The organism is Parapedobacter luteus (genome assembly GCF_900168055.1).
Classification (GTDB): Bacteria; Bacteroidota; Bacteroidia; order Sphingobacteriales; family Sphingobacteriaceae; genus Parapedobacter; species Parapedobacter luteus.
Genome location: NZ_FUYS01000010.1, coordinates 105,992 through 130,171 on the forward strand (window position 1 = coordinate 105,992; position 24,180 = coordinate 130,171).

The following is a 24,180-nucleotide window of genomic DNA, read 5'->3' on the forward strand; positions in this document are numbered from 1 at the left end:
GTTGATTATGGTTTTGTTAATTATTCATTGGATCTACACCCGGATACGCCGACACACTTCTAAAGCCGATATAAGATTTGGCGGTATCTTGATATTCATAGGCACGTGCAGAATTTTGCAAAAAGTACCCAACATCTTTCCACGAGCCGCCTCGGATGACTTTACGCTGCAGAGACTGGGGGTCTCCTGGTTTGGCGTCATATCGATAGGTGGGATTCATGTCATGAACAAAAGAGGACGCAGACTCATTGAAGGAAGAAGAAGTCCACTCCGCCACATTGCCGGCCATATTGTACAGACCGAAGTCGTTGGGGAAATATGAGTAGACGGGAGCGGTATATGCAGCGCCGTCGTCAATGTAGTTCCCCCTTCCAGGCTTGAAATTGGCCATAAGACAACCCTTTGCATTCCGTGCGGAAGGGCCTCCCCAAGGATATGGTGAGCCGACGCGGCCTCCTCGAGCCGCATATTCCCATTCTGCCTCAGAAGGCAGCATATAAGGTTGTCTGATTTCGCGATTTCCGCCCCGGCTCCGCTGGTGATTCTCAAAAAGCCGGGAGCGCCAGGTATTAAAAGCCTGGGCTTGGCGCCAGGTGACACCTACTACAGGATACTCGTCAAACGAAGGATGTGAAAAATATCCCTCAACCATGGGCTCATTTTGGGCATAGCTGAAATCATTAAGCCAGACAGTCGTGTCCGGATACACCAGAATGGTGTCACGCCGGATAAAGTCAGAACGTGTTTTCGTAGGATCGTTTTTTGCAGCGGTAGCAGCGCGTAAGTCATACCACTCATAATGATAGCGCAGTAAACGCACATCAAGTTCGTCCTTCCCAAAAATGCGGTCTTCACCTTGATAGTACATTTGCCGCGTGCGCTCACGGACGGCCTGGTCCTTCGAATTCCATAACGAGCGCTTGCCGTTGTTTACTTTGGACCAATCGATGTATCGTTCATTAGTGCCCTCCACCTGTACAAAGTAATTGTCATCCTGTAAAAAATTGTATATCAAAATGGAGTCACGAACCCAATTGACGAATTGCCGGTATTCGCTGTTGGAGATTTCGGTATCGTCCATGTAAAACGACGATATGGTAACCTGTCTGTTTTGAGCAACCTGTGCAAAGGTGATATCCTGATCCGATTGGCCCATGATAAATGTGCCGCCTGGAACGAGCACCATCCCATGAGGAACGCGGTTGGTTTTTAAACGCTCACGTTTTACGCCAACCAACTCACCTCCGCCCGAACGACTACAACCAACTGAGAAAATAACGAATATGAAGATGGGAACTAGTAGTAAATATCTTTTGTTCATTTAGATTCTATTGATTATAAGCAGAATGCCATGGTCACTAATGGTTTTTAACTTTACAAACAATTTTCGTGATTTATCCATAAAGTCCATGATTAATAACCCGTATGATAGCAAATTTCAAACCAAAAATATCTTCAAATCGTTTGTTTGCTTCATTGGCGCAAATGTAATTATCTTTTCTAACATGCTCAAAATAACGTTTTCTATGTAGATGGAATTCTGCGCTAATCGCTATCAGAACGACGGCATAAATTTATTAAAAGAAATGATATTTCCCGACCGAAGAGAAAGATATTTTTAAAAAAAGCCGTCCCAGCGCAATGCAGCACGTGAGAAATGGCCTATTTGTTTGCCATTTTGATGTATTGTTCAACCGCCATGGTCATGCTGGGCGCTTCGGGTGTTGGGGCTGCTATATCCAGGATCAAACCCCTGTCTAATATGGCTTGATGAGTGCTGGATCCGAAGGCGGCGAGACGTGTGTTGTTTTGCTTGAAGTCGGGGAAGTTTTCAAATAGGGATTGCACGCTGGACGGGCTGAAAAAGACGATAATATCGTAAAATACGTCTTTTAAATCGGACAAATCGCTTACCACCGTACGGAAAAGCACGGCGGGTGTGACCTGATAGCCGTTTTCCTGCAGCCAATTATAGGTTTCTTCATTGGCTACGTCAGAGCATGGATATAAAAACTTTTCTTTGGCATGTTTCTTTAATACATCGGCCAAATCCTTAGCTGTTTGCTTGCCAAAGAAAATCTTGCGTTTGCGGTACTGGATGTACTTTTGCAGGTACAAAGCGATGGTTTCCGAAAGACAGAAGTATTTCAGGTCTGCAGGTACGTCGTAGCGCATTTCTTCGCAAATGCGGAAGAAATGGTCAGCAGCGTTGCGACTGGTGAAGATGACTGCAGTGAAATCCGCGGGATTAATCCGCTGCTCTTTACGGACATCGCGTGCGGGGACACCTTCCACATGAATAAAGGCTCTGAAATCAAGCTTTAGGTTATACTTTTGTGCCAAAGCGAAATATGGTGATTTCTCGTTCTCGGGCTTAGGCAACGTCACTAAAATGCTTTTTACTTTCTTTGCTCTATCTGCTTCTGACACTTGCATGTTTTTTTCCTTAATTACTGAGTACTTTTATCAAAATAAGTACTGGAGCGATTTCGAGGCAGCAAAGATACATAAATAAATAAAACTTTGAAAATCGGTGATTGGTTAGCAAGTTGGTAGCCGTCTTTGCAAACCGGAAAATGAACAAACAGGATACGACAATCAACGTCATGGGAATGACCCAAACCATTTGGTTCTGTGGAGCTAAACTTAATACTAATATAACGGGCAGAAATACCAGCGCAGCATTAAAATAACTTAAATATAATATCGATACATATTCACGCACGAGGCGTTGCATATCAAAAACAAATCCCAAAAATCGCGTGGCGATAATTTTGAGTATAAACAATACCATGACAAAAACGGAAATCCCGAAAAAGGTCTCAATGCCGTTGGAACCGGTATGCGTGCTATAATACAAACTGCATAAGTAGAGGAACAGCCCCAGCGCAAAACCAAACAATACATATAAAAAGACAAAAGGCCAGGAACTGTACAAGGTGTCTTCCTTGTTGATTTGTAATAACATGCGATCGCTGTAAAATGCTTGGACGATGGATGCCACTTCATTGGGAAACGCAGCCCGCACAATTCCGAGGAAAAGCAAGAGTATGCCGATGGCCATGATAATCCACGGCTCGCGACGGGGCTTCTCGTCGTCTATCTTGATGTCTTCTTCCAATGAACGGGCAAATGCCAGCCAGCTTATGAAGTCGCCTTTTTCCACGACCAAAAGCTCCCGCAAACTATCAGCGAATTGGTTGGGCCGTTCAGGATCTGGCATACCGATGTACTGCATACGCAATGAGTCCTGCACACGTGCAATGGAGTCAGCCAGTCGTTTTTTTTCAGCGATTTGCGCTTGCTTTGTCGAATCACGTGCGGATAAGATCAGCGGCTCTTGCGGTAAGGCATTTGGCGCATGGGCAAAAACAGCATAGGCATGGACAAACCAAAAACTGACTACCAATACAAACCACTTCATTGCCATAATCAAATTAAAGGCAGTAAAGTTAGGCAAAAATCAATGGTTTTAAAGGCTCTTGATTTTTATGCTGCGGAAACTTACCCGGTCGCCGTGATCCTGTAGCAAAATATGCCCCTTGTCTGCCTGGCCGAAATTCTCCCAGTTTTTGTACTTGCTTTCGCTGACCAATCTTTTATATTCGTCCGAACCGCGTACATATTGCACGACCTTTTCGCCGTTGAGATAGTGGGTGACGGTGTTGTCCGGTGCTACAACAATCCGGCCTTTGTTCCATTCGCCGATATTACGTGTCGAACGGCTGCTTTTGTTAGCCTTGATCAAGTCATATAGCGAGGCCAGTGTACGGTTTCCGTCTTTACCCATTTTAGCATCCGGATGCCGCTCGTCATCCAGTACTTGGTACTCCAGCCCAATAGCCGACCCTGTATTCTTTTCGGAAAGCGTGACGAAATATTTTACGCCGCTGTTGGCACCTTCGGTGAGCTTAAACTCAAACGACAGGTCAAAAGCACTAAACTGCTCGGTGGTCACGATATCACCCCCATTGGTAGACTCTCCGCCATCAGCGGGCAATACCGTAATGCTGCCATCCTTGATATCCCATCCTTTGACGGGGAATGTGTCTTTATATGCACCTACCCAGCCGGTATTGCTGGTTCCGTCGAAGAGCAGCTTGTATCCACTTTGTTCTTCATAGGCTGTGAGGCTATTTGGTGTCAAATTTACGGTGTAGATGCCGGACGGAAAATCCTTCGGTTGCAGATTTTCGGTTTGAATCCGGATATTTTTGAAATAGACCTTTTTCCCAGCCAACGAGGAGTCGTTAATGCTATGCACCTGTAACCCAATGAAGCCGGTGGCATCGATGGTGTCGACCACATGGGCTACCGGGATGTCGTTTATCCATGTTTTTGTTTCATTGCCAATAGCCTCGATGCGAATATGATTGTAAGCGTCCTTTTTATAAGCCGTTTTGGCTTCTTCATTCAAGTCAAGTGGATAAAGCCAACCGCGGCGTGCTTCATCATAAATGCCGCCTGTCCAAGCCCGAGGTGTAGGGTCTATTTCCACCTGCCTTCCGTAAACTCGCCCGTTGCCGTTTTCATTGATATGGCTGCGCGTCTGAACGCCGGAATTGGTTGTTTCCCCTTCCAGTTTTACTTCCAACTCAAGGATAAAATCGCCATACTCCTGTTCTGTAATCAGGAACGAATTGGGTGTGCCCGCAGTCATTGTTCCGACGATAGCACCGTCTTCAACCGCGTAAGGGGCCTCGCCTCCCACTGATCGCCATCCCTCCAACGTTTCACCGTTAAACAAGGATTGCCAGCCATCACTTGTTGCTGAGGTGGTACATGAGGCGGACACGGCGCTCGCCAAAACGACGGCAAACAAACCATTTAACCGCCGGCTTTTGCCATATGATGAAGTGTTCATAATGCTATTGATAAGTTAATCAAATAAATAGTTTAGCTTTGTTGCTGCTGATTATAATTGATTTTTTTTCAATTATAGCTTAAATTTTTGAGCTGCAGCACGGATGACGTTGATTTTTTTACGAAAACGATGTCGTAGGCAAGGTATGGAGATAAAAGGCACGGCAAACTTTTTTGAACGGGTGTATGAAATTGTCCGGCAAATTCCGGAAGGGCGGGTGACCTCCTATGGGGCCATTGCGCGTTCATTGGGCGCTGCTGGGTCTTCACGGATGGTGGGGTACGCAATGCGCGCTGCTCACCGGGCCAATCCACCCGTGCCCGCTCACCGCGTGGTCAATCGCATAGGTGTCCTGAGTGGCAAAATGGCGTTTGGAAGCTCAACGTTAATGCAACAGTTGCTCGAGAACGAAGGGGTAGAGGTGGTGGATGACCGAATAGTGAATTTCCGTGCGGTTTTCTGGGATCCTCAGGAAGTGATTTCCTTGTAAATATCGGGCAGCGTCCGCCCGAGGCCTCGGTAGTCTAGCCCATATCCGACCACAAAAGCGTTGTCGATCTCAAATCCTACATAAGCGATATTGTCAAAAGTATGGGTCACCGCACTGGGTTTTAGCAGCAGCGTACACACCGCTACTGAGGCAGGGTTTTGTTTGTTTACCAAATCAAGGGTATGCTTGAGGGAGTTGCCTGTATCGACAATATCCTCAACGATAACGATATCCCGGCCCTCCAGGTCGACGTCCAAGCCGATCAGTTCCGTTACTTGATCCCGCCGGGCCGAACCGTCATAGGATGAAAGTTTGACGAATGACACCTCGCAGGCGATATGGATTTGTTTCATCAGGTCGGCCATGAACATAAAACAGCCGTTGAGCACGCCGACAAAAATCGGGTGTTGATGCTCGTATGCCACATTGAGCTGTATGCCGATAAGCCGGATCCGCTTCTTGATTTGGTTGTAGTCAATGATGCGCTCGAACTCTTTTTGATTGATGGTTACTTTCATTGCGGGTCCTCCGGATTTTCTTCCTGTTTTTTATCCTTGCTAAATATGCGATCCAACAGGCCACGTACTTCCTCCAACTCAGCGTCAAAGTCGGTAGCAGGCATCTGAAGCTGCAAGGTGTCTACCGCCGGTCTTTCCGGACGCAGGGCTTCGCGTAAGCGCACGGTATAAAAGCCATAGCTCGTCGAGGAATCGGCAGGTGCCAAACCGCGCCTTGCCATAATATTGCCGATATAACTGAAATACGGAGAAATATATGACTTAAGACTGCCATCATAAGCGAAGGAATATAAGCCCGTCTTAGGTCTGGGGACGATGCTCGCCAAATAAATACTCTCCCCAAGGGAGAGCTGAGAGGGATGTTTGCCGAAGTAATACCGCGACGCTTCGCTGATGCCATAGACATTGCGCCCCCATTCAATAATATTGAGGTAGACTTCGTACATCCGTTCTTTGCTTACTGCATGGGTGCTTTCCATCAGCCATACGATGAGTATCTCTTCCAGTTTGCGTACTATCGTTTTATTGCGGTTGAGGAATACATTTTTGACCAGTTGCATGGAGATGGTGCTGCCGCCACGTCTAAATGCTTTTTCCTTGTAGTTTATAGCAATGGAAGACCGGATGGCCTCCTCAACAAAGCCGTTGTGGCTAAAGAATGAAGGATCTTCCGTAGTCAGGATGGCGTTCTTGAGGTTTGGCGAAATCTCCGCAAGCGGAATAAAATTCGGATTTTCGGGGCCTACAATAATCTCGCGCACGGGCTTTCCCTCTTCATAGGGCGTATACACAAACGTTGTGTTGATTTTCGGAATATTAGCCTTGCCCCATGCATTGACGTTAAATCCTTCTTGCTCCATTTTTGAACTAAACTGGACACTATCTGGATTGCTGGTGTCAAGAAACGCTTCCAGCTTGTATTGGATTTTGCCGGATAGGCGTATGCCTTCTAATGATTCAAAAAGCCCATCCGGAAATGCATCAAATAGATCCTGTGCGTCCATCTCGGGAGTTACCAGCGCAATGGCGTAAGTGGTGTCTGGGAACGCCGTATAGCGGATAAACGGGTGGATTTGCAATTTCTTGACGGTTATGGTTGATTCCTTGGAAAGCTCCACTTCGCTATCACCAACGATGATCTCGGCATCGACGTGGGCATCGGGCAGGATAACATCTTCTTGGGCGATACGCCAATGGTTGACCGTTAGGTTTTTAACCGCCCACTCACCTTTAATATGCAAGAATTCGTTGTTGGTCCAGTACACTTCCCGCAGGCGGGTCTCGATCGTGTCAAAACTCAATTTTAAGCCGAGCTTCTGCTCGAGCAAAGGCAGTGCGATTTGCTGGCCGTTGGCGTGTACCTTTACATAAAGCTGTCGTCTGCCCGGATTGAGTTTCCCCGAAACCTGCCACGCCGCTTCGTTGTCATTGAGGAAGATGGCAGAGGTGAGACTACCATTGTCAATGTCGGCCTTTGGAATGCTGATTCGTTGTTGAATACTGTCGTCGCGATAGGTCAGCAGTAAGTTACGCAACTCCATGTCTTCAGGAATTTTATAAAGTATGTTGTTGAGCATCCGGTTGGCTGTGTTAGCCATATTAAGATTGCCCTCCTCCGTATCCCCCGTAAGTTCGGAGGTATAGGTTGCCGTGGTATCCGCTTCCCTAAAAAGGAAATCGTAATTCCCGATGCTGTCTCTTTTGACGAGTTGGATGCGGGCGTCGTGTACACGTAGACGGCCGAACCTGACGTCACCTGTGATCAAGGGAAATAATTTTACGCTTACGGCAATTGATTTCACGCCAGCCAGCTGGTCCTTGCCTTGCGGGATAGCTTTTACATCTTCAAGTGTGACGGTGGTCAGCCCAGAAAAATAGGCCCTTCCTATCGTGAGGTCGATTTGATGTTCGTCGGTTAATGTAGATTGTATCCGAGCAATGGTAGATGCCAGTAGTGCCTCCCGCTTATGGTATGCAACCGCAAAAGCGACGATGCCACTCACGACGACGACGCCCAATATGATACCTCCAATGACAAGCTGCCGTTTGGTTATTTTATTTAACAGTTCCCTAAACATACAATTCGTAACAATACCGGTCTATTCTGTGTGCCTAAATACGGGATAAATATCATTAAAAACAAAGATATGGCAAGTTTGTGTTTGGCGTTTGGCAGTTTCCTCGTATGATAATTTTCCTTTTAAGGCCGGCGGGAACGCCCAAATTTAGTTTTAAATGACTATTTTTGCTCGGTTTGTACTTGCAAACAGCGATAGAAACGAGATGATTACGAAAGAACAAGTGTTGCATGCGTTGAGCCATGTAGATGATCCGGATCTGAAGAAGGATCTGGTCACGCTGAATATGATTCGGAATGTGGAAATCACGCCGTCGAAAATTCGGTTCGATGTGGTGCTTACCACCCCGGCATGCCCATTGAAAGGGCATATCGAACATGCTTGCCGCAATGCCATCGCGCTCTTCGTGGATAAAGATATTGCCGTAGACATCAATATGACGTCCAATGTGGTTGGCTCCAGGCACAGCCAGTTGGCCAACATCAAAAATATTATTTTGGTCGCATCTGGCAAGGGGGGGGTAGGTAAATCTACCGTCGCTGCTAATCTGGCGCTGGCCCTGCAAGCTACCGGCGCCAGCACGGGACTCCTGGATGCAGATATATACGGGCCATCGCTGCCCATCATGTTTGGGCTGGAGGGTGCGCATCCCAAGGCTTCCAAAACAGCCGATGGCAAGACGAAGATTGAGCCCATTGAAAAATACGGCTTGAAATTACTGTCTATTGGGTTCTTTACCGATCCGAATCAGCCCGTTCCTTGGCGCGGCCCAATGGTCAGTACGGCCGTCAAGCAGTTGTTTAATGATGCGGACTGGGGCGAGTTGGATTATCTGATAGTTGATCTTCCTCCGGGCACGGGCGACGTACATATTACCGTAGCCCAGGGTTTCCCCATCGCCGGAGCGGTGATAGTCACTACGCCGCAGCATGTTGCTTTGGCAGACGCCGTTCGTGGCATCGGCATGTTCTTGATGGATGCCATCAATATTCCGCTGCTGGGCGTTGTCGAAAACATGGCTTACTTCACGCCGGCAGAATTGCCTAATCATAAATACTACATCTTTGGCAAAGACGGCGGTAAACGCTTGGCTGAACGATTTGAAGCGCCGTTTCTGGGCGAAATCCCGTTGGTGAAGAGCATCAGTGACTCCGGAGACAATGGCTTGCCAGTGATGTTGGACGAAAACAGTTCAGCACGTGCCGCTTTTCTTGAAATTGCCGGCAAAGTAGCACAGCGGCTGGCGATTGTACAAGCTGCCCGGTAACACTCTCCTTCGGTACGCTTAATAGTGTAAATGGTGTAGTTTTGTCCGCTTTTCGCCATCCTAAGGCCCCGATGCGATGTCCCGTTTGCGGCCTGACTTCAGGCAGGTCTCCATACTAATGACTTAAACCAACCTTACCCCAAATTTACATGAAACAGGATAATGGTATGAACATCAGTTGCATTTTCTTTTTAGTTTATTCGGTTAACAACCGAGCAAGCTCCGAACATGATCCGAATAAACACCGAATAAATATCGAATAAAAGGTAAGGTATGTGTAAATAAGAAGTAGCGAAGAAGTACAGCAGGGGTAACCTATGCAGGCGCGGCTACCGAACCCAAGCAGTGCCCAGCATGCTGTCGCGCTGACCATGAGGGACGATATACCTGGACCGAAAAACAGTTGCCATTATCCAAAAAAACCTTATCTTTGGCACCAATGCTTTAGGGGTGTTTCCCGCGGTAATACGCGGGAGGCTGAGAATAACCCTCATAACCTGCTCAGGATAATGCCTGCGAAGGGAAAAGTAACGGATTCCTCACACCTTGGTGGCTTCCTAAAGCATGTTAACACATGCTCACTATGGAAGTCATTATTAACCACCAAACAGTTGTTACAAAACCGGAGGCGCCACTTTCGGAAGTGTTGCGCACCTATGGCGTTGTACACGCCAAAGGCGTGGCTGTAGCGGTCAACGAAACCATTATCCCACAAAGCCATTGGAATACCAAACTCCTTGAACCCCGGGATCGCATCATGGTAATCAAAGCGGCCCAAGGGGGATAACCCATCCAAAATAGAACGATATGAAAACCGAAAAGCTCCCTAACGAAACCACCATCACACGGACACCATTTCCGCAATCAAAGAAGATCTATGTGTCAGGAACGCTCCATGATGTCCGTGTGCCAATGCGTGAAATTTCGCTTTCCAAAACCACAGACCGCTTCCGCAATGAGGTGGAGGATAACCCGCCCGTAACCGTGTATGATACGAGCGGACCGTATACCGACCCTAATGTCGATATCGATGTGCGGCTTGGGTTGCCCCGCATCCGCGAACGCTGGATTGCCGGACGTGGCGATACCGACATGCTGCCGGGGGTATCTTCCGCGTATGGCCAATCGCGCCTTTCCGACCCTGCACTAAACTACCTGCGGTTCGAGCATAGTGCGACACCCCGTGCGGCCAAAGCGGGGAAAAACGTGTCGCAGATGCATTATGCCCGGCAAGGTATCATTACGCCGGAAATGGAGTTTGTCGCCATCCGCGAAAACCAGCGGCTGGAGCAATGTTACCGCAAGGACGACGCGATGTGGCAGCAGCACAAAGGCCAGAATTTTGGCGCACATGTGCATGATGGCTTCATCACGCCGGAGTTTGTCCGGCAGGAAATAGCCCTGGGCAGGGCAATACTTCCCGCCAACATCAACCATCCCGAGACGGAGCCCATGATTATCGGGCGTAATTTTCTCGTGAAAATCAATGCCAACATCGGCAATTCGGCGGTGACCTCCAGCATCGAGGAAGAGGTCGAAAAACTCGTGTGGGCAATCCGGTGGGGCGCCGACACGGTGATGGATCTCTCCACGGGTAAAAACATCCATGAAACCCGCGAGTGGATCATCCGCAACTCGCCCGTGCCCATCGGCACGGTACCTATCTACCAGGCGTTGGAAAAAGTGGGAGGTAAAGCGGAGGAATTGACATGGGAAATATTCAGGGATACCCTTATCGAACAGGCCGAGCAAGGGGTGGATTACTTCACCATCCACGCGGGGGTGCGGTTGCCTTATGTGCCGTTGACGGCGAAACGGACAACCGGTATCGTGTCGCGTGGTGGGTCTATTATGGCTAAATGGTGCCTGGCCCATCACCAGGAGAGTTTCCTGTATACGCATTTCGAGGATATCTGCGAAATTATGAAGCGGTATGATGTGGCGTTTTCCCTGGGTGATGGCCTGCGCCCCGGCTCCATCGCCGACGCCAACGACGAGGCGCAGTTTGCCGAACTGGATACCTTGGGTGAGCTGACGGAAATCGCCTGGCGGCACGATGTGCAGGTGATGATAGAAGGACCGGGGCATGTGCCGATGCACATGATAAAGGCCAACATGGATAAGCAACTGGCCGCATGTAAAGAAGCCCCATTCTATACGTTGGGGCCGCTTACCACGGATATTGCGCCGGGCTACGATCATATCACTTCGGCCATCGGGGCCGCGATGATCGGCTGGTTTGGCACCGCCATGCTTTGCTATGTAACGCCCAAGGAACACCTTGGCCTGCCTAATAAGAAGGATGTCAAAGACGGGGTTATTACTTACAAAATAGCAGCACATGCCGCAGACTTGGCCAAGGGGCACCCGGGTGCGCAGCATCGGGACAATGCCATGAGCAAGGCCCGGTTTGAGTTCCGCTGGGAGGATCAGTTCAACTTAGCGCTGGACCCCGATACGGCCCGCGAATATCACGACGAAACGCTGCCGGCCGAAGGGGCCAAAACGGCCCACTTTTGCAGCATGTGCGGCCCGCATTTCTGTAGCATGAAAATCACGCAAGATGTGCGGAAATATGCCGAGGACAATGGTATAGACAGTGCGGAAGCCCGGGCAAAGGGGATGGAGGAGAAGGCGAAAGAATTTCGGGAAAATAATTTTGAACTTTATTCTTGATGGCCGTATGCAACTGCTGGTGATTACGCAAGAAGATTTCTTTCCGGGAGAAGCCGATGTGCTCAACAGCATGTTTGAAGCTGGTTTATCCGGGCTTCACCTGCGCAAGCCCCAATCGAGCCGATACGAGATGCGGGCGCTGTTGCGAAGAATCTACGCCGATTTCCATAAACGTATCGTTATCCACGGGCACATGGCGTTGTCTGCTGAATTCGGCCTGCTGGGTGTGCATCTTCCGTTGGGTGTCCTGCTTGAAAAAGGGGTGCCACCCGTTGAGGGGTTGGTGTCTTGTTCGACGCACACACCTGCGGAGGTTTCGGCGGCTGCCCGGGTGGCCGACCGTGCGTTTATCAGTCCGGTGTTTGACAGTATTTCCAAAAAGGGCTATCCGGGCAATGCGCCGTTACTGACTAGCCACCGGCCTCAAGGAAATACGCTGTGGGTCGCTTTGGGCGGAATTACGCCAGAACGGCTACCCGCCGTGTCGTCACATGGGTTTGGTGCTGCTGCCGCCCTGGGATATATCTGGAAGGGCGGGCAACCACTCCAACGGTTTGAGACGTACCAAGCGGCGGCTGCGACCCTGCGACCGGTATCGGCCATGAATTGACAATGATTAATGAGGAGAAACGTGAACACCATTGATAAATTGCATTACATCACGCACCCATTACCCGATTATCCTATTGCCCAGCAGGTGGAAGACGTCTGTCGGGGCGGATGCTCGTGGGTACAGTTGCGCATGAAAGAGGCCCGTACAGAAGAGCGGTTGGCTGAGGCGCTGCGGATACTTCCGCGAATAAGACACTACGGCGCCACGTTGATCATCAACGATGATGTCTACGCGGCAAAAGCCGCGGATGCAGACGGTGTGCATCTTGGTGCAGACGATATGCACCCATCGGAGGCACGGCATCTGCTTGGTGCCGGCAAGATAATAGGCTGCACCGCCAATACCTTGGACGATGTGCTCCGGCTTAGCCAATACGACATCGACTACATCGGGGTAGGGCCTTTCCGTTTTACATCGACAAAGGAGAAGCTAAGCCCCGTACTGGGAGGGGAAGGTATACACCGGATTGTAGCCGCTGCGCGGATCCACGGTGTCCGCATCCCGATAATAGCTATTGGCGGCATTACCCCCGAAAATATCGGCGGACTGCTAAATACGGGTATACATGGTGTAGCTGTTTCCGGAGCGATACACGCCGCCATGGACAAGGCAACCGCTTGCGAAGCCATTATCGCACAGCTGAACACCCATCACCCTTCACCGATTACCCACCACCCATCACTGACCACCAATCACCAAAAAAATGAACGACATACTAAAAATAGCTGACAAGACATTTTCCTCCCGCTTATTTGCAGGTACAGGGAAATTCGGCGACCATCAACTGATGGAAAATGCCCTGCTGGCTTCGGAAACCGAGCTTGTGACGGTCGCACTGAAGCGCGTGGAGCACACCGGGCAGGAAGAAGATACCTTGCTGCGGCATTTAGCACATGCACATATCCAACTACTGCCGAATACTTCAGGCGTACGTAATGCTACGGAGGCAGTATTTGTTGCGCAATTGGCGCGGGAAGCGCTGGAAACCAACTGGTTGAAACTGGAGATTCATCCAGACCCGAAATACCTCATGCCCGATCCGATTGAAACGCTGGCCGCCGCTGAGCAATTGGTTAAGCTTGGTTTTGTGGTGCTGCCGTATTGCCATGCTGATCCGGTGCTGTGCAAACGGCTGGAAGAAGTAGGCGTGGCAGCCGTCATGCCATTGGGCGCACCCATCGGCAGCAACAAAGGGCTGGCCATGCTGGATATGCTGCGCATCATCATTGATCAGGCCAACGTACCGGTGGTGATAGATGCGGGCATTGGAGCGCCCAGCCACGCCGCACAGGCGATGGAATTGGGTGCCGATGCCGTGCTGGTCAATACCGCAATGGCTACGGCGGGCGACCCGGTGCAGATAGCTGAAGCGTTCAAATGGGCGGTCCGTGCAGGGCGGCAGGCTTTTCTCGCCGGGCTGCCCGGCGAGCAATCGGTCGCTTCCGCAACAAGCCCGCTTACGGCATTTTTGGATTAGAAAGTATGTTTACATCGATATTCAACCAATACGATTGGAACGAGGAGCTGCGGTCTATTTACAATAAGACCGATGCGGAGGTCCGGCGGGCGTTGGCCAGGAAGCAACGGACATTGGACGACTTCAAGGCGTTGATTTCTCCGGCGGCCGCACCCTATCTGGAGCAGATGGCGCTACTCAGCCAGCAGGCCACACAAAAACGTTTCGGTAAGACCATCCAACTGTACGCACCGCTATACCTCTCCAACGAATGCCAAAATATCTGCACCTACTGCGGATTCAGCCTGGATAACCAAATCCCCCGCAAAACGCTAACAGCTGCAGAACTGCTGCAGGAATTGCTTGCCGTGAAGGCGATGGGGTATCAGCATATCCTGTTGGTCACGGGCGAGGCCCAGCAACTCGTGGGGATGTCCTATTTCCGCCAGATGCTCCCCTTGGTGAAACAACATTTCCAGCACATTGCCATGGAAGTGCAGCCATTGGACGAGGCTGACTATGCCGAGCTGCGTGCTCGGGGCGTGAATACCATCCTCGTCTATCAGGAAACCTACCACCGGGAAGATTACCGGAAGCACCACCCCAAGGGCAAAAAGTCCAACTTCGATTACCGGTTAGCATGCCCTGACCGTATTGGCCGGGCCGGTATCCATAAAATCGGCATCGGCGCCTTGCTCGGGCTCGATGATTGGCGGACCGATAGCTTTTTTGCGGCGCTGCACCTGCAATACCTTGAGCGGACGTACTGGCAAAGCAAATTTTCGGTGTCCTTTCCCCGCCTACGTCCCCATGTGGGCGGTCTGCAGCCCAAGTCGGTCATCACCGACCGGGAATTGGTGCAGCTAATCTGTGCATGGCGGCTGTTCAATGGCGAGGTGGAACTGTCCATGTCTACCCGTGAAAGCCCGCGGTTTCGCGACAACATCATCAAGCTGGGGATTACGTCCATCAGTGCCGGGTCGAAGACCAATCCCGGTGGTTATGCTGTGGAGCCTCAGAGCCTTGAGCAGTTTGAGATTGACGACGGGCGCAGTCCGGCCATCATCGCACAGGTCATCAGGGAAGCAGGGTATGAACCCGTCTGGAAGGACTGGGACCACGCGTTGCATGGCGGCGAAGCCAACGGCAAATTCCCGTTACCGGAAGAAATTGGTTAAGTTTGCCTTGAATATGGCACAGCAACTGACGCAAACGGAAATCCATTATTTCGACCGCCACCTGAAATTATCCGGCTTCGGGCGGGAAGCCCAGCAGCGCCTGAAAGCCGCCCGTGTATTGGTTGTGGGGGTAGGGGGGCTGGGATGCCCCGTGTTGCAATACCTGGCCATGGCCGGCATAGGGCACCTCAGCGTCATCGATGCCGACACGGTAAGTTACCACAACCTGCACCGGCAGGTGCTGTTTTCGCCAGGCGATGTCGGGAATAACAAAGCCGAAACGGCCGTGCGGCGGTTGGCCGCCCAGCAGCCGCTTGTCCGGTTCACTGCCTATGCCGAAGCGCTGTCAACCAGCAATGCACTGTCGCTCGTCGGCGCGCATGACCTGGTGATTGACGGCACGGACAACTTTGAAACCCGGTATTTGGTCAACGATGCCTGCGTCATCCAAGGCGTGCCGTTCGTGTCGGGCGCTATCGACCGCTACACGGGGCAGGTGTCGGTATTTAATTATGCGGGAGGGCCCACCTACCGCTGCCTGTACCCTGAGCCGCCGGCCGAATGCGGCTCATGTGCCATCGATGGCGTGCTCAACGTGTTGCCGGGCATCATCGGTACCCTGATGGTTAATGAAGCCCTTAAAGTGTTAGGGGGGTATGGCGAAGTGCTGGCAGGCAGGTTGCTTTTGGTGGATATCCGCGGCAACGGTTATCAGCAGTTCAGCTTTTCAGCCGTTGAGGAAAACAAGCATATCCAGGCATTACAGACGAGCTATGTCCCGGAAGCGGAGTCCGGGGGAAGGCCTGTTGAAGTGAGTGCTCTGCCCGGTGGCGCTTTGTTGGTGGACGTACGGGAAGCGTGGGAGTACGAAGAAGGTCACGCGGATGACCACATTAACATTCCGCTTCATGAATTGCCGCAGCGTGCGGCCGAATGGGCCGGTAATGACCGGACGGTTGTTTTTTACTGCACCACGGGGAAGCGCAGCCGTATGGCCGTGGAGGTGGCCAAGAAACATGGCATCGCCGCAATTGCAGAGCGGTTGGGGTAATTGCCGTTATTCGTCTTCCGCCGGGTGAGGCATCCCGATAAACTCCCGGTACGGGTCGTTGGGATAATGCACCGCATCAGGATTATGGCGGAAGGGAATGTCCGGGTTGAACAGCTCCTCCAGCGTCTGCCGCAGGAATACCTCGAATTGGGCTTTGATATCTTCCAATGCTGCACCTTCGGCAAGGTACCGCCCGCCCCGCCCGCTCATGTAAAACAGCGGCCCTTCTTTGCGTAGCCTGCGGGCAATGTACAGGTTGGGCTCCACGCCGCGCTTGCCTGTTACCTGCTCATACACATAGGTATAAAACAATGTCTGGATCATCGCCTTATTGCTCTTGGCCGATGCCGGTGCGAACAGCGTGTCCAGTCCATTGTATTTCACCTCGTCGCGCCCCGTTTTGTAGTCTACGATGCGCGTTTTGCCATTCACTTCATCCACCCGGTCAATAATGCCGTATAGCCGCACCGTGCGGGGCTGGCCCTGCACCGTAATGGGAAAGGCAAAGGAATAATCGCGCTCGTTTTCCAGCTCCACGATGCGCAGCGGGGCCACGTGCGTGGCATCATAATGCAGGAACACCGCGGCATACTCTTCGGCGACCTTGAGCAGGATGCGCTGCATGCTGTTGGGCGTTTGTATCCTTCCGGCCTCGCCGTATAGTTCCTTTGACAGCGCTTGCAGGCAGGTACGCGGCAACGCCTTAATTTGCTGGCGGATGCCTTGAGCCGTGATGGGGTCGTTCTCCGCTTTCAGCTGGGTATACGCATCCTCCATCGCCCGGTGCACCACGGAGCCCAGTCGGTTTAGCTCAAATTCCTCCGTCACCCTGGGCGGTTCCTTGATGCCTGCTACATATTTGAGGAAAAACAGCAAGGGCGATTGCAGGTAGGTGGTCAGCGCTGAGGCCGAGAGCTTCGGCCGGTCTGGGTTCGTATCGTCCAGGTAGCGGCTCAGCTTGTGCCACGCCGCCCCGGTTTTCGGCAGGTTGAGCGAAGGCGGTGCGGATATCGTTTTGATGGGTTGCTGCTGGCTGCGGTGGGCAAACGCAAACCGGCTTTCAAAAGCCAGCTGGCGTACAAACCGGCTCACCTCGCCGCTGTTGCTGTCATCCACCACGGCATTGTATACCACGGTAATGCGCCTGGGGTGGTGCAGCAAGCGGTAAAACAGGTATGCCGAGAGGGCATCCTGGTTTTCCAGCACCGGCAGCCCATGTGCGCGTCGGATGGAGTCGGGAATAAAAGTAGGCGCCGCCGTGATGTTGGGCAATGTCCCCTCGTTCGCTCCCACGACATACACTTCATCAAAGTCGAGGCAGCGGCTTTCCAGCAGCCCCATAATCTGGATGCCTTTTAACGGTTCGCCTTCGATGGGAGCCGACACGCCTTGGAGCGCCTTCCGGATGAGTGCACACAGGAAAGGCATCGGCAATTCAGGGTGGTTGGCCAGCCCTTCCTGCAGCAGATTGAGCGCTTTCTTCACCGCCAGGATGAGCACGGCTTCCATATGCCGCAGGGTATCGGTACGCTGGCGGTGGTGTAGCACGCCGTCCAATAAGACGTGCAGTGCCTGGAGCACGGCCTCATTGCTGCTATGCAGAACGAAGAAGGCCGGATAGCTGCCTGACTTCAGCCGGAGTTCAGCGGCGGGCACTTCAAGCCATTCGTTGGCGGTTATCTGTTCTTGCAGCGCCATCCGCTCTTCAAGCGATATACCGCTAAGCGGGTGGGTGAGCATGGCTTCCACGTCTAGGTGATGCACGAAACGGCCTTGATTGGCAGCCAGCTGCTGCTGGACGGCCAGCCACCCGTCGATGTACCCGAACAAGGTAGACTGCATGAGTGGATAGCCCATGGTCACGTTAAAATCCAGGCCATCCGGCAAACTTTGCAACACCGGAATCAACAGGCTCTCATCAGCGAGGATGACGGCCGTGCTGGTGGGCGCCTCACGGTCCGCCGCCCGGTCGGCCAACAAGTTCGGCAGGAGTTTGGCCTGTGCCACCTTGCCCGCGGTAGCCAACAGCTCAATGCGGTCGGTTTTTGCGCCCAATACGGCCGGGAAATCGCCCAGCGCATTCCGAAGGCCGTATTGCCGGATATTTTTGCGGAGGAAGAGCCCAGCCTCCTGCAACTCGTCATCGAGGTAGTAGCTGTCTGCGTCGAAATAGAACAACGCCTTTCCGGCGTCTTGCCACCGGGTGAACAGGCTTGCTTCGCAACGGTTGAGCGCGTTGAAGCCTACAAATGCGGCCTGTTTATATGCCGCAAGGAAATTAGGGTTGGCGGCGCGCCCCTCCACGAGGTCGCGGTAAATGCCAGCCGTTGTGGCCAGCCGCTGGCGGGCCAATTCTTCTTTGAACCGTTGGTACAGCCGCGGCAGGCGCCCCCACAGCTGCAGAAATTTCTGCTGGATGGCCGTTTGTTTGCCCACGGAAAACGACTCCCAAAACTGCCGCATAAACCGCTGCTGTTCGGCCGAGAGGTGGGGGAAGCGCTGCTGAAGCAGGGCGATGTCGCGCAGCTCGGCGTAAACTTCTTCCGGCTGCACGAGGTCATAGTCCAGCTGGGCAAAATCACTCAGGATGGTTTCGGCCAGGGGATAAAACTCATCCGGCGACTCCTCGGGCCGTCCCTCCTCCCGCAGCAATCCGTTATGCAGGCCATGCAGGACAAAAAATTGGGTGAGCGGACTGGCTTCCGGCAGGGAAGCCGACTGCCGAAGAAATTCCTGGATGGTAAAAAATGACGGACTCCAAAGCGGCTTGCCCGACAGGTCGGCCAGGTGCTTCCGCAGGAATACGATGGGACGCTTGTTGGTCAGCACGACAGCCACGTCTTTCAGGTCATCGCCAAAGCGCGATAATAAATCTGCTGCAACTTGTCTGAGGAATGGGGGCATGCCGGGAATCTGGAGTTTAACGTTCGCCGAGCAAACATAATGAAAATCGTTTACAAATTAACGGGCAATTGTCTTCGTTCAACCACCCATTGCAACGACCACTCCGGACGCGGGTTACAGGCGGTCGCCCTTAAGGCCGATTTGCGGCAGCAAGGAAGTTTCTGTACCTTTAAAGCCATGGATAACTTTTTGGCTGCTTTGCGAAAATATGTGCCGATATCCGAAGAGGATGCGGCATATTTCTATTCTTTTTTCAAGAAGAAGCAGTATCAACGCGGAGAATTATTGCTTAAGGAAGGCGAGGTGGCTCATGAAGTGTTTTTTGTGATGAAAGGCGCGTTGCGTCAATATTTCTTCAATGAGCGCGGTGATGAACGAACATGTAACTTTACTTTTGAGCATCAGTTTGTGACCGATTTGGAGAGTTTTTCAAGGCAGGCGAAATCGGCCACGCATATTATTGCCTTAGAGCCTGCAGCTTGTCTGGTGTTGACTTGCGAGGATGCCGTAACCTGCCTTAAGGAGTCGCCGGCTGTAGCCTCGCTGTTCGGCCTGATTGTCGAAAATTTAGCTACTGATACTATCCGGCGGATTCGATCGCTTTTGTCCAAAACGCCCGAAGAGCAGATTGAAGAACTGACGAAGACAAACCCCGAGATGCTGCGGCGCGTGCCGCAGCGGTATATCGCCCAATATCTTGGCGTGGCACCCGAAAGCCTCAGCAGAATTAGAAAACGGATGATTGCCAATCAAAAATCTTAACCCAAGTCATCGTCCGAGATAAATACCGCACCGTAGTTTTGTATAAAATTAATTGGTATGCAAACGATATTAGGTTCTGGGGGAGCAATCGGTAACCTGTTGGCGAAGGAACTGACGGCGTTCACCTCAAAGGTAAGACTGGTCGCCCGCAATCCCACACGCGTAAATGAAAATGACGAGTTATTCCCTGCAGATTTATTGGATGCCTCGCGGGTATCGGAAGCCGTTGCAGGCTCGGATGTGGTATATCTGACAGTCGGATTGCCTTATGACAGCCGGGTATGGCAGCGCCAATGGCCGACGGTAATGCAGCATGTGATCGATGCCTGCTTAGCGCATCAGAGCCGGTTGGTGTTTTTCGATAATGTATACATGTATGATAAAGACAGTATCCCACATATGACCGAGAAGAGCCGGATAGATCCGCCTTCCAGGAAGGGAAAAGTGCGCGCGCAATTGGTGCGTATGATTGATAAAGCTATGGCTGATCAGTCGTTGCGAGCACTCATTGCACGAAGTGCCGATTTCTATGGACCGGACGCTAGTAACGGGTTGCTCAATCTGCTGGTGCTGGAGGATATGGCGAAAGGAAAGAAACCCAAATGGCAAGGCGACGTTCACAAAATCCATTCGTTTACCTATACGCCCGATGCGGCAAAAGCTACGGCGATTTTAGGGAATACCGCCGGTGCATACGGCCAGGTATGGCACCTGCCTACCTCGGCCGAGCGGTGGACCGGCCAGCAATTTATCGAAACAGCGGCTGCCCTGTACGGCACGAAGCCGGCATGTATGCTGCTGCGGCCATGGATGCTGCGGTTTGGCGGGCTTTTTAGCCGGACAATTGCTGAGTTGGTAGAGATGCAATATCAGTACAACCAGCATTATTTTTTTGACAGTGAACGGTTTTGCCGCGAATTCGGGTTTACACCGACAACCTATGAGGCGGGAATGAAGGCGGTGCTGGCCTCCCGCTATTCAGACTTCCACCAACGTGCCTAACATTCCATAATACACATACCCTTTCACGTCAGGCATGCCCATTTCTCGGAGCGTCAGCATGTAATCGGATACTTGCCTGCGGTGTGCATCGTCTTCGTGCTGCGTAAATTTGAAGTCCACCACGATGGTTTCATCCGGCCTTACCAGCACCTTGTCAGGGCGCATGGTGCGGCCATTCGGCAGGATGATGCTCCGCTCGTTCCAGTGCTCATAGTCACCGCTGAACCACTGGGCCAGTTGCGGGTGGCTCAAGGTCGACAATGCGAGGGTACGTACGTCCGCCCGATCCTCTTCCATGAGCATGCCCTCCGTCTGCAATGCGTCCAAATGCGCGTCCAAATCCGCTGCCGAAACCAGTCCGGCCATCAGCTCATGCAACAATTGCCCCTGGCGTTTGGCGGCATCCAGCCGTACGATGTCCAGTTCGGCCTGTATCTCCGGCCGGACCAGCTCCTCCTTCAGCCGCGCGGAGGCGGGGTAGTAGGCAAAAGACCAGCCGTCGGGCGCGGGGGCTTCGGTTACGCGGGTATCCGGTGCTGGAACGTCACCCACCTGGATGCCGCTGCGGAACGCCACTTCCAGTTCATCCGCAATGCCGGGCAATACCTCAAGCAGCAGGTCACCGGCAAGCAGTGTGTTGATTTCGCTATCGCCTTTCTTGCCGGGAGCGGTAACATAGAGGTGTTTGCGCGTGCGGGTAGTGGCTACGTAAAGTGTGTTGAGGGCATCCATGTAGTTGAACAGCATCTCTTCGAAATATGCTTGGTATAGGCGCGACTTGCCAAGGTCGCTCTTGTACTTGACGGGGGTTTTGTGCAGCAGCGCATAGGGCGTGTCTTCGGTACCTACCCAGAAATTGCCGTTGGTACGCCCGTCGATGGGCCAGCTGCAGAAGGGAATCATCACCACATCAAACGCCAGTCCCTTGGATTTATGGATGGTCAAGACCTCTACGGCGTCTGACCCGCCCGCGGCAGGTAGTGCCCGGTCGATGCCATCCTCTTCCCAGTAAGTGAGGAATGCCGGTATTCCGCGCTCGCCAGTGGCCGTAAACGCGGCAATGAGGTCGCGGAAGGCAAAGAGGTAGGGAAGGCTTTCCTCGTTTTTCTGCAGCCCATATGCCACGATAAGCGACTCGATGAGTTCGGCCAGCGGCAACTGCGACCATGCCTCCCAATTGCTGCACAGCGGTTCGGGCAGCAGTCCCGCCAGTTCCGTGGGCTTGCAGGTGCTTATCCGCGTCCAGTCATCCGGCAATACTGCTTCGCCCGGGCGGAGCAGTTGGCTGTACAGGTGCACACAGTTGGCTGTATACAATGCCGCGTCGGGCAGTTTACCTACCAACGCGCGCAGGGTGTCTACCAGCAGCCGGATGGCAGGGTGATTGGCCAGGGCCAGCGCATCGCCCGATATCACGTCAAATGTCAAGGACGCTTCCCGTTGTTTATCGAGCAGGTACTGGATGACTTCCCGGGCTTCGTTGTTGGTGCGTACGAGGATGCCGATTTGCCCCGGCCGGTAGGTGCCCGCGGACAGCCAGCCGATGAGCGTACCGGCCAACCGGGTGAGTGCTTCTTCCTTCACTGCGCTGGCGCGGTGGTTGTTGCTCGTTACATCGATGAATTCCACCTGTACGGTACCGCCTGGCTTCTTTGCGCTGGACGGTAGTTGCTGGTGGCTATCCCGGTAAGCCCGGATGATGGTATCGTGGTTGCCGGAGGGTTTCCACCAGCGTGCATATTGCTCTTCGCCCAGTTCGGTGAGGATACGGTCATTGAGGCGTTGCTGCAGCCACTGGGGGGCACGTTCGAAAATGCGGTTGTTGAAGGCCACAATGTTGGCATGGCTGCGGTAATTGACTTCCAGTGTTTCATTGCGGATGAGTGCAGCGGTATCCGTTACGTTGAATGCCGTGCCGATCTGCTGCTCCGCACGGTCCAGCAGGATGCGCCAGTCGCCATTGCGCCAGCGGTAGATACTTTGCTTGACATCCCCCACGATGAGGTGTTCGGCATGTCGGCCCGATGCATTTCCCATGGCGTTGATGAGCAGCGGGCGCAGGTTGTCCCATTGCTTGCGCGACGTGTCCTGAAATTCATCGAAGAGAAAATGGCGGAAGCGGTTGCCCGTCTTTTCCCAGATGAAGGTCGGGTCGCCCGACTCATTAACGCCGATGTTATTGAGCAGTATCTGCGCATCACTGATGAGCTGGGCGCCGTTATCCCGGCGCCATTCTGCGAGCAGGGTACTCATTTCTTTTAGGAGGCGCAGGTAATAGAGGTTCTCGTCGATGGCTTTGGCCAGGTAGTAATCCGGGCTTTGCTCCGTGTACAGGTTGTACAGCCTTTCCAATACCGGGTTCAGCTTGCCATACAGCGAAGCCATCTGCCCCGTCAACCCGCCTTTCTGCCATTCATCCGGGTTGTGGATGTACTTCTCCAGTTTTTTAACGGTATCGTGCGGGTTCTGCGCTGAGAGGCTGGCCAGCTTACCCAGCTGGTTGCGCGACTTCCCCGCCATATCCATCACATCCACACCCGAGGCGGCGAAGGTATCGGCGGCCATTTTGAGCAGCTGCTCAAAAGCATCCTCAAACTGCTTGATGGCCGCTTTGCAGTAGCTGTCCAAGCTGGCAAACAGCTCCTGTTCGGGGATGTCCGCTACCGCCTTGTCGAAGTCCTGGAAATCTTCCTTAAAGATTTCCGAAGCCAGATCGCTCAGCGCCCAGCGGTAGTTCCAGTTTTCATCCCGGTCTATCCGCACCTGTGCGTAGTCCATGATCCACTGCAGCAGGTCCGGGCGCTCGTCCAGCAGGCGGTTGAGGCGGAGCACGAGGTCGGCTTTGACCTTGCGGATGTTCATTTCCAGTTTATATCCCGCGTCGATACCCAGTTCGAACGTGAAGCCGCGGATAACCTTCTGCGTAAACCCATCGATGGTGCTCACGGCGAAGCGGCTGTAATCGTGCAGGATTTTGCGGTACACCGCCGCTGCACGTTGCTGCAACGTGACCGCATCCCACTGCGGATAAGCTTCCAGCAGGATTTCGCGGTAGCCGGTGGCTTTATCCGTTTGCTTTCCATCCCCGATGGCCAGTGCTTCCAGCACCTCAAGGATGCGGCCTTTCATTTCGGCTGTGGCCTTGTTGGTAAATGTGATGGCCAGTATCTCCCGATATTTGGTTTCGCCTGAAAACAGCAGCGTGAGGTAATGCGCCGTAAGGCTGAAGGTCTTGCCGGACCCAGCGGAGGCTTTCAGTATTTTCAGTGGAGGTACGGTGGGCATTGTCCTGTATTTTCGGGATGAAGATAAGGAATTTTA

General features: G+C 52.4%; 19 protein-coding genes and 1 riboswitch. Of the genes, 11 read left to right on the top strand and 8 right to left on the bottom strand.

All coding sequences use genetic code 11. From position 1 onward, the window contains the following. Positions 1–16: 16 nt before the first annotated feature. From porK to B5X72_RS16770, 4 genes are all read right to left on the bottom strand, one after another. The gene (porK, locus tag B5X72_RS16755) at positions 17–1,321 is read right to left on the bottom strand and encodes a T9SS ring complex lipoprotein PorK/GldK (RefSeq protein WP_079718071.1); all 1,305 of its coding nucleotides are present in this window, start codon (positions 1,319–1,321) and stop codon (positions 17–19) included. A 341-nt stretch (positions 1,322–1,662) separates the two neighbouring features. Beyond that, the gene (locus B5X72_RS16760) at positions 1,663–2,436 is read right to left on the bottom strand and encodes a uroporphyrinogen-III synthase (RefSeq protein WP_079718072.1); all 774 of its coding nucleotides are present in this window, start codon (positions 2,434–2,436) and stop codon (positions 1,663–1,665) included. A 10-nt stretch (positions 2,437–2,446) separates the two neighbouring features. Then, a complete protein-coding gene (locus B5X72_RS16765) occupies positions 2,447–3,424 on the bottom strand; it encodes a DUF4271 domain-containing protein (RefSeq protein ID WP_079718073.1) in 978 nt (325 codons plus the stop codon). Positions 3,425–3,472: 48 nt separating this feature from the next. Next, the gene (locus tag B5X72_RS16770; RefSeq protein WP_079718074.1) at positions 3,473–4,864 is read right to left on the bottom strand and encodes a 3-keto-disaccharide hydrolase; all 1,392 of its coding nucleotides are present in this window, start codon (positions 4,862–4,864) and stop codon (positions 3,473–3,475) included. A 145-nt stretch (positions 4,865–5,009) separates the two neighbouring features. Here B5X72_RS16770 and B5X72_RS16775 point away from each other — a divergent pair, with 145 nt between their 5' ends. Then, positions 5,010–5,354: an MGMT family protein gene (locus B5X72_RS16775; protein WP_079718075.1), complete on the top strand. Its 345-nt coding sequence runs from the start codon at positions 5,010–5,012 to the stop codon at positions 5,352–5,354. Here the strand turns inward: B5X72_RS16775 and hpt are convergent. Together hpt and B5X72_RS16785 are read right to left on the bottom strand one after the other, a co-directional pair. Continuing rightward, positions 5,333–5,872 (bottom strand): hypoxanthine phosphoribosyltransferase, encoded by a 540-nt coding sequence (gene hpt, locus B5X72_RS16780; RefSeq protein WP_079718076.1) that lies wholly within the window; start codon positions 5,870–5,872, stop codon positions 5,333–5,335. The genes B5X72_RS16775 and hpt overlap by 22 nt on opposite strands. Beyond that, positions 5,869–7,950, bottom strand: a complete 2,082-nt coding sequence (locus B5X72_RS16785; protein WP_079718077.1) for a biosynthetic peptidoglycan transglycosylase — start codon at positions 7,948–7,950, stop codon at positions 5,869–5,871. Before B5X72_RS16785 ends, hpt begins: the two co-directional genes overlap by 4 nt. A gap of 205 nt (positions 7,951–8,155) precedes the next feature. Here B5X72_RS16785 and B5X72_RS16790 point away from each other — a divergent pair, with 205 nt between their 5' ends. The 8 genes from B5X72_RS16790 (at position 8,156) to B5X72_RS16825 (ending at position 16,191) form a co-directional block, all read left to right on the top strand. Continuing rightward, on the top strand, positions 8,156–9,217 hold the full coding sequence (locus B5X72_RS16790; protein ID WP_079718078.1) for an Mrp/NBP35 family ATP-binding protein: 1,062 nt from the start codon (positions 8,156–8,158) through the stop codon (positions 9,215–9,217). Between the two features lie 436 nt (positions 9,218–9,653). Continuing rightward, positions 9,654–9,758, top strand: a riboswitch (TPP riboswitch). Positions 9,759–9,800: 42 nt separating this feature from the next. Continuing rightward, positions 9,801–10,004 (top strand): sulfur carrier protein ThiS, encoded by a 204-nt coding sequence (gene thiS, locus B5X72_RS16795; protein ID WP_170845577.1) that lies wholly within the window; start codon positions 9,801–9,803, stop codon positions 10,002–10,004. Positions 10,005–10,024: 20 nt separating this feature from the next. Continuing rightward, on the top strand, positions 10,025–11,893 hold the full coding sequence (thiC, locus tag B5X72_RS16800) for a phosphomethylpyrimidine synthase ThiC (RefSeq protein WP_079718080.1): 1,869 nt from the start codon (positions 10,025–10,027) through the stop codon (positions 11,891–11,893). Beyond that, positions 11,877–12,503 (top strand): thiamine phosphate synthase, encoded by a 627-nt coding sequence (locus tag B5X72_RS16805; protein WP_139378748.1) that lies wholly within the window; start codon positions 11,877–11,879, stop codon positions 12,501–12,503. Before thiC ends, B5X72_RS16805 begins: the two co-directional genes overlap by 17 nt. Before the next feature lie 9 nt (positions 12,504–12,512). Continuing rightward, complete coding sequence (gene thiE, locus B5X72_RS16810; RefSeq protein ID WP_079718082.1) at positions 12,513–13,235, top strand: thiamine phosphate synthase; 723 nt, start codon at positions 12,513–12,515, stop codon at positions 13,233–13,235. Further along, on the top strand, positions 13,210–13,983 hold the full coding sequence (locus B5X72_RS16815; protein WP_079718083.1) for a thiazole synthase: 774 nt from the start codon (positions 13,210–13,212) through the stop codon (positions 13,981–13,983). Before thiE ends, B5X72_RS16815 begins: the two co-directional genes overlap by 26 nt. Before the next feature lie 5 nt (positions 13,984–13,988). Next, complete coding sequence (gene thiH / locus B5X72_RS16820; protein WP_079718084.1) at positions 13,989–15,140, top strand: 2-iminoacetate synthase ThiH; 1,152 nt, start codon at positions 13,989–13,991, stop codon at positions 15,138–15,140. A gap of 13 nt (positions 15,141–15,153) precedes the next feature. After that, the gene (locus tag B5X72_RS16825; protein WP_079718085.1) at positions 15,154–16,191 is read left to right on the top strand and encodes a HesA/MoeB/ThiF family protein; all 1,038 of its coding nucleotides are present in this window, start codon (positions 15,154–15,156) and stop codon (positions 16,189–16,191) included. 6 nt (positions 16,192–16,197) lie between these two features. Here B5X72_RS16825 and B5X72_RS16830 read toward each other — a convergent pair whose 3' ends face one another. After that, positions 16,198–19,095 carry a PD-(D/E)XK nuclease family protein gene (locus tag B5X72_RS16830; RefSeq protein ID WP_079718086.1) on the bottom strand — a complete coding sequence of 966 codons (2,898 nt, stop codon included), beginning with the start codon at positions 19,093–19,095 and terminating at the stop codon, positions 16,198–16,200. 39 nt (positions 19,096–19,134) lie between these two features. Here B5X72_RS16830 and B5X72_RS16835 point away from each other — a divergent pair, with 39 nt between their 5' ends. Next, positions 19,135–19,857 (top strand): Crp/Fnr family transcriptional regulator, encoded by a 723-nt coding sequence (locus B5X72_RS16835; protein ID WP_200121480.1) that lies wholly within the window; start codon positions 19,135–19,137, stop codon positions 19,855–19,857. A 57-nt stretch (positions 19,858–19,914) separates the two neighbouring features. Further along, positions 19,915–20,859 (top strand): NAD-dependent epimerase/dehydratase family protein, encoded by a 945-nt coding sequence (locus tag B5X72_RS16840; RefSeq protein ID WP_079718088.1) that lies wholly within the window; start codon positions 19,915–19,917, stop codon positions 20,857–20,859. Here the strand turns inward: B5X72_RS16840 and B5X72_RS16845 are convergent. Further along, positions 20,836–24,144 carry a UvrD-helicase domain-containing protein gene (locus B5X72_RS16845; protein WP_079718089.1) on the bottom strand — a complete coding sequence of 1,103 codons (3,309 nt, stop codon included), beginning with the start codon at positions 24,142–24,144 and terminating at the stop codon, positions 20,836–20,838. The genes B5X72_RS16840 and B5X72_RS16845 overlap by 24 nt on opposite strands. Positions 24,145–24,180 lie beyond the last annotated feature (36 nt).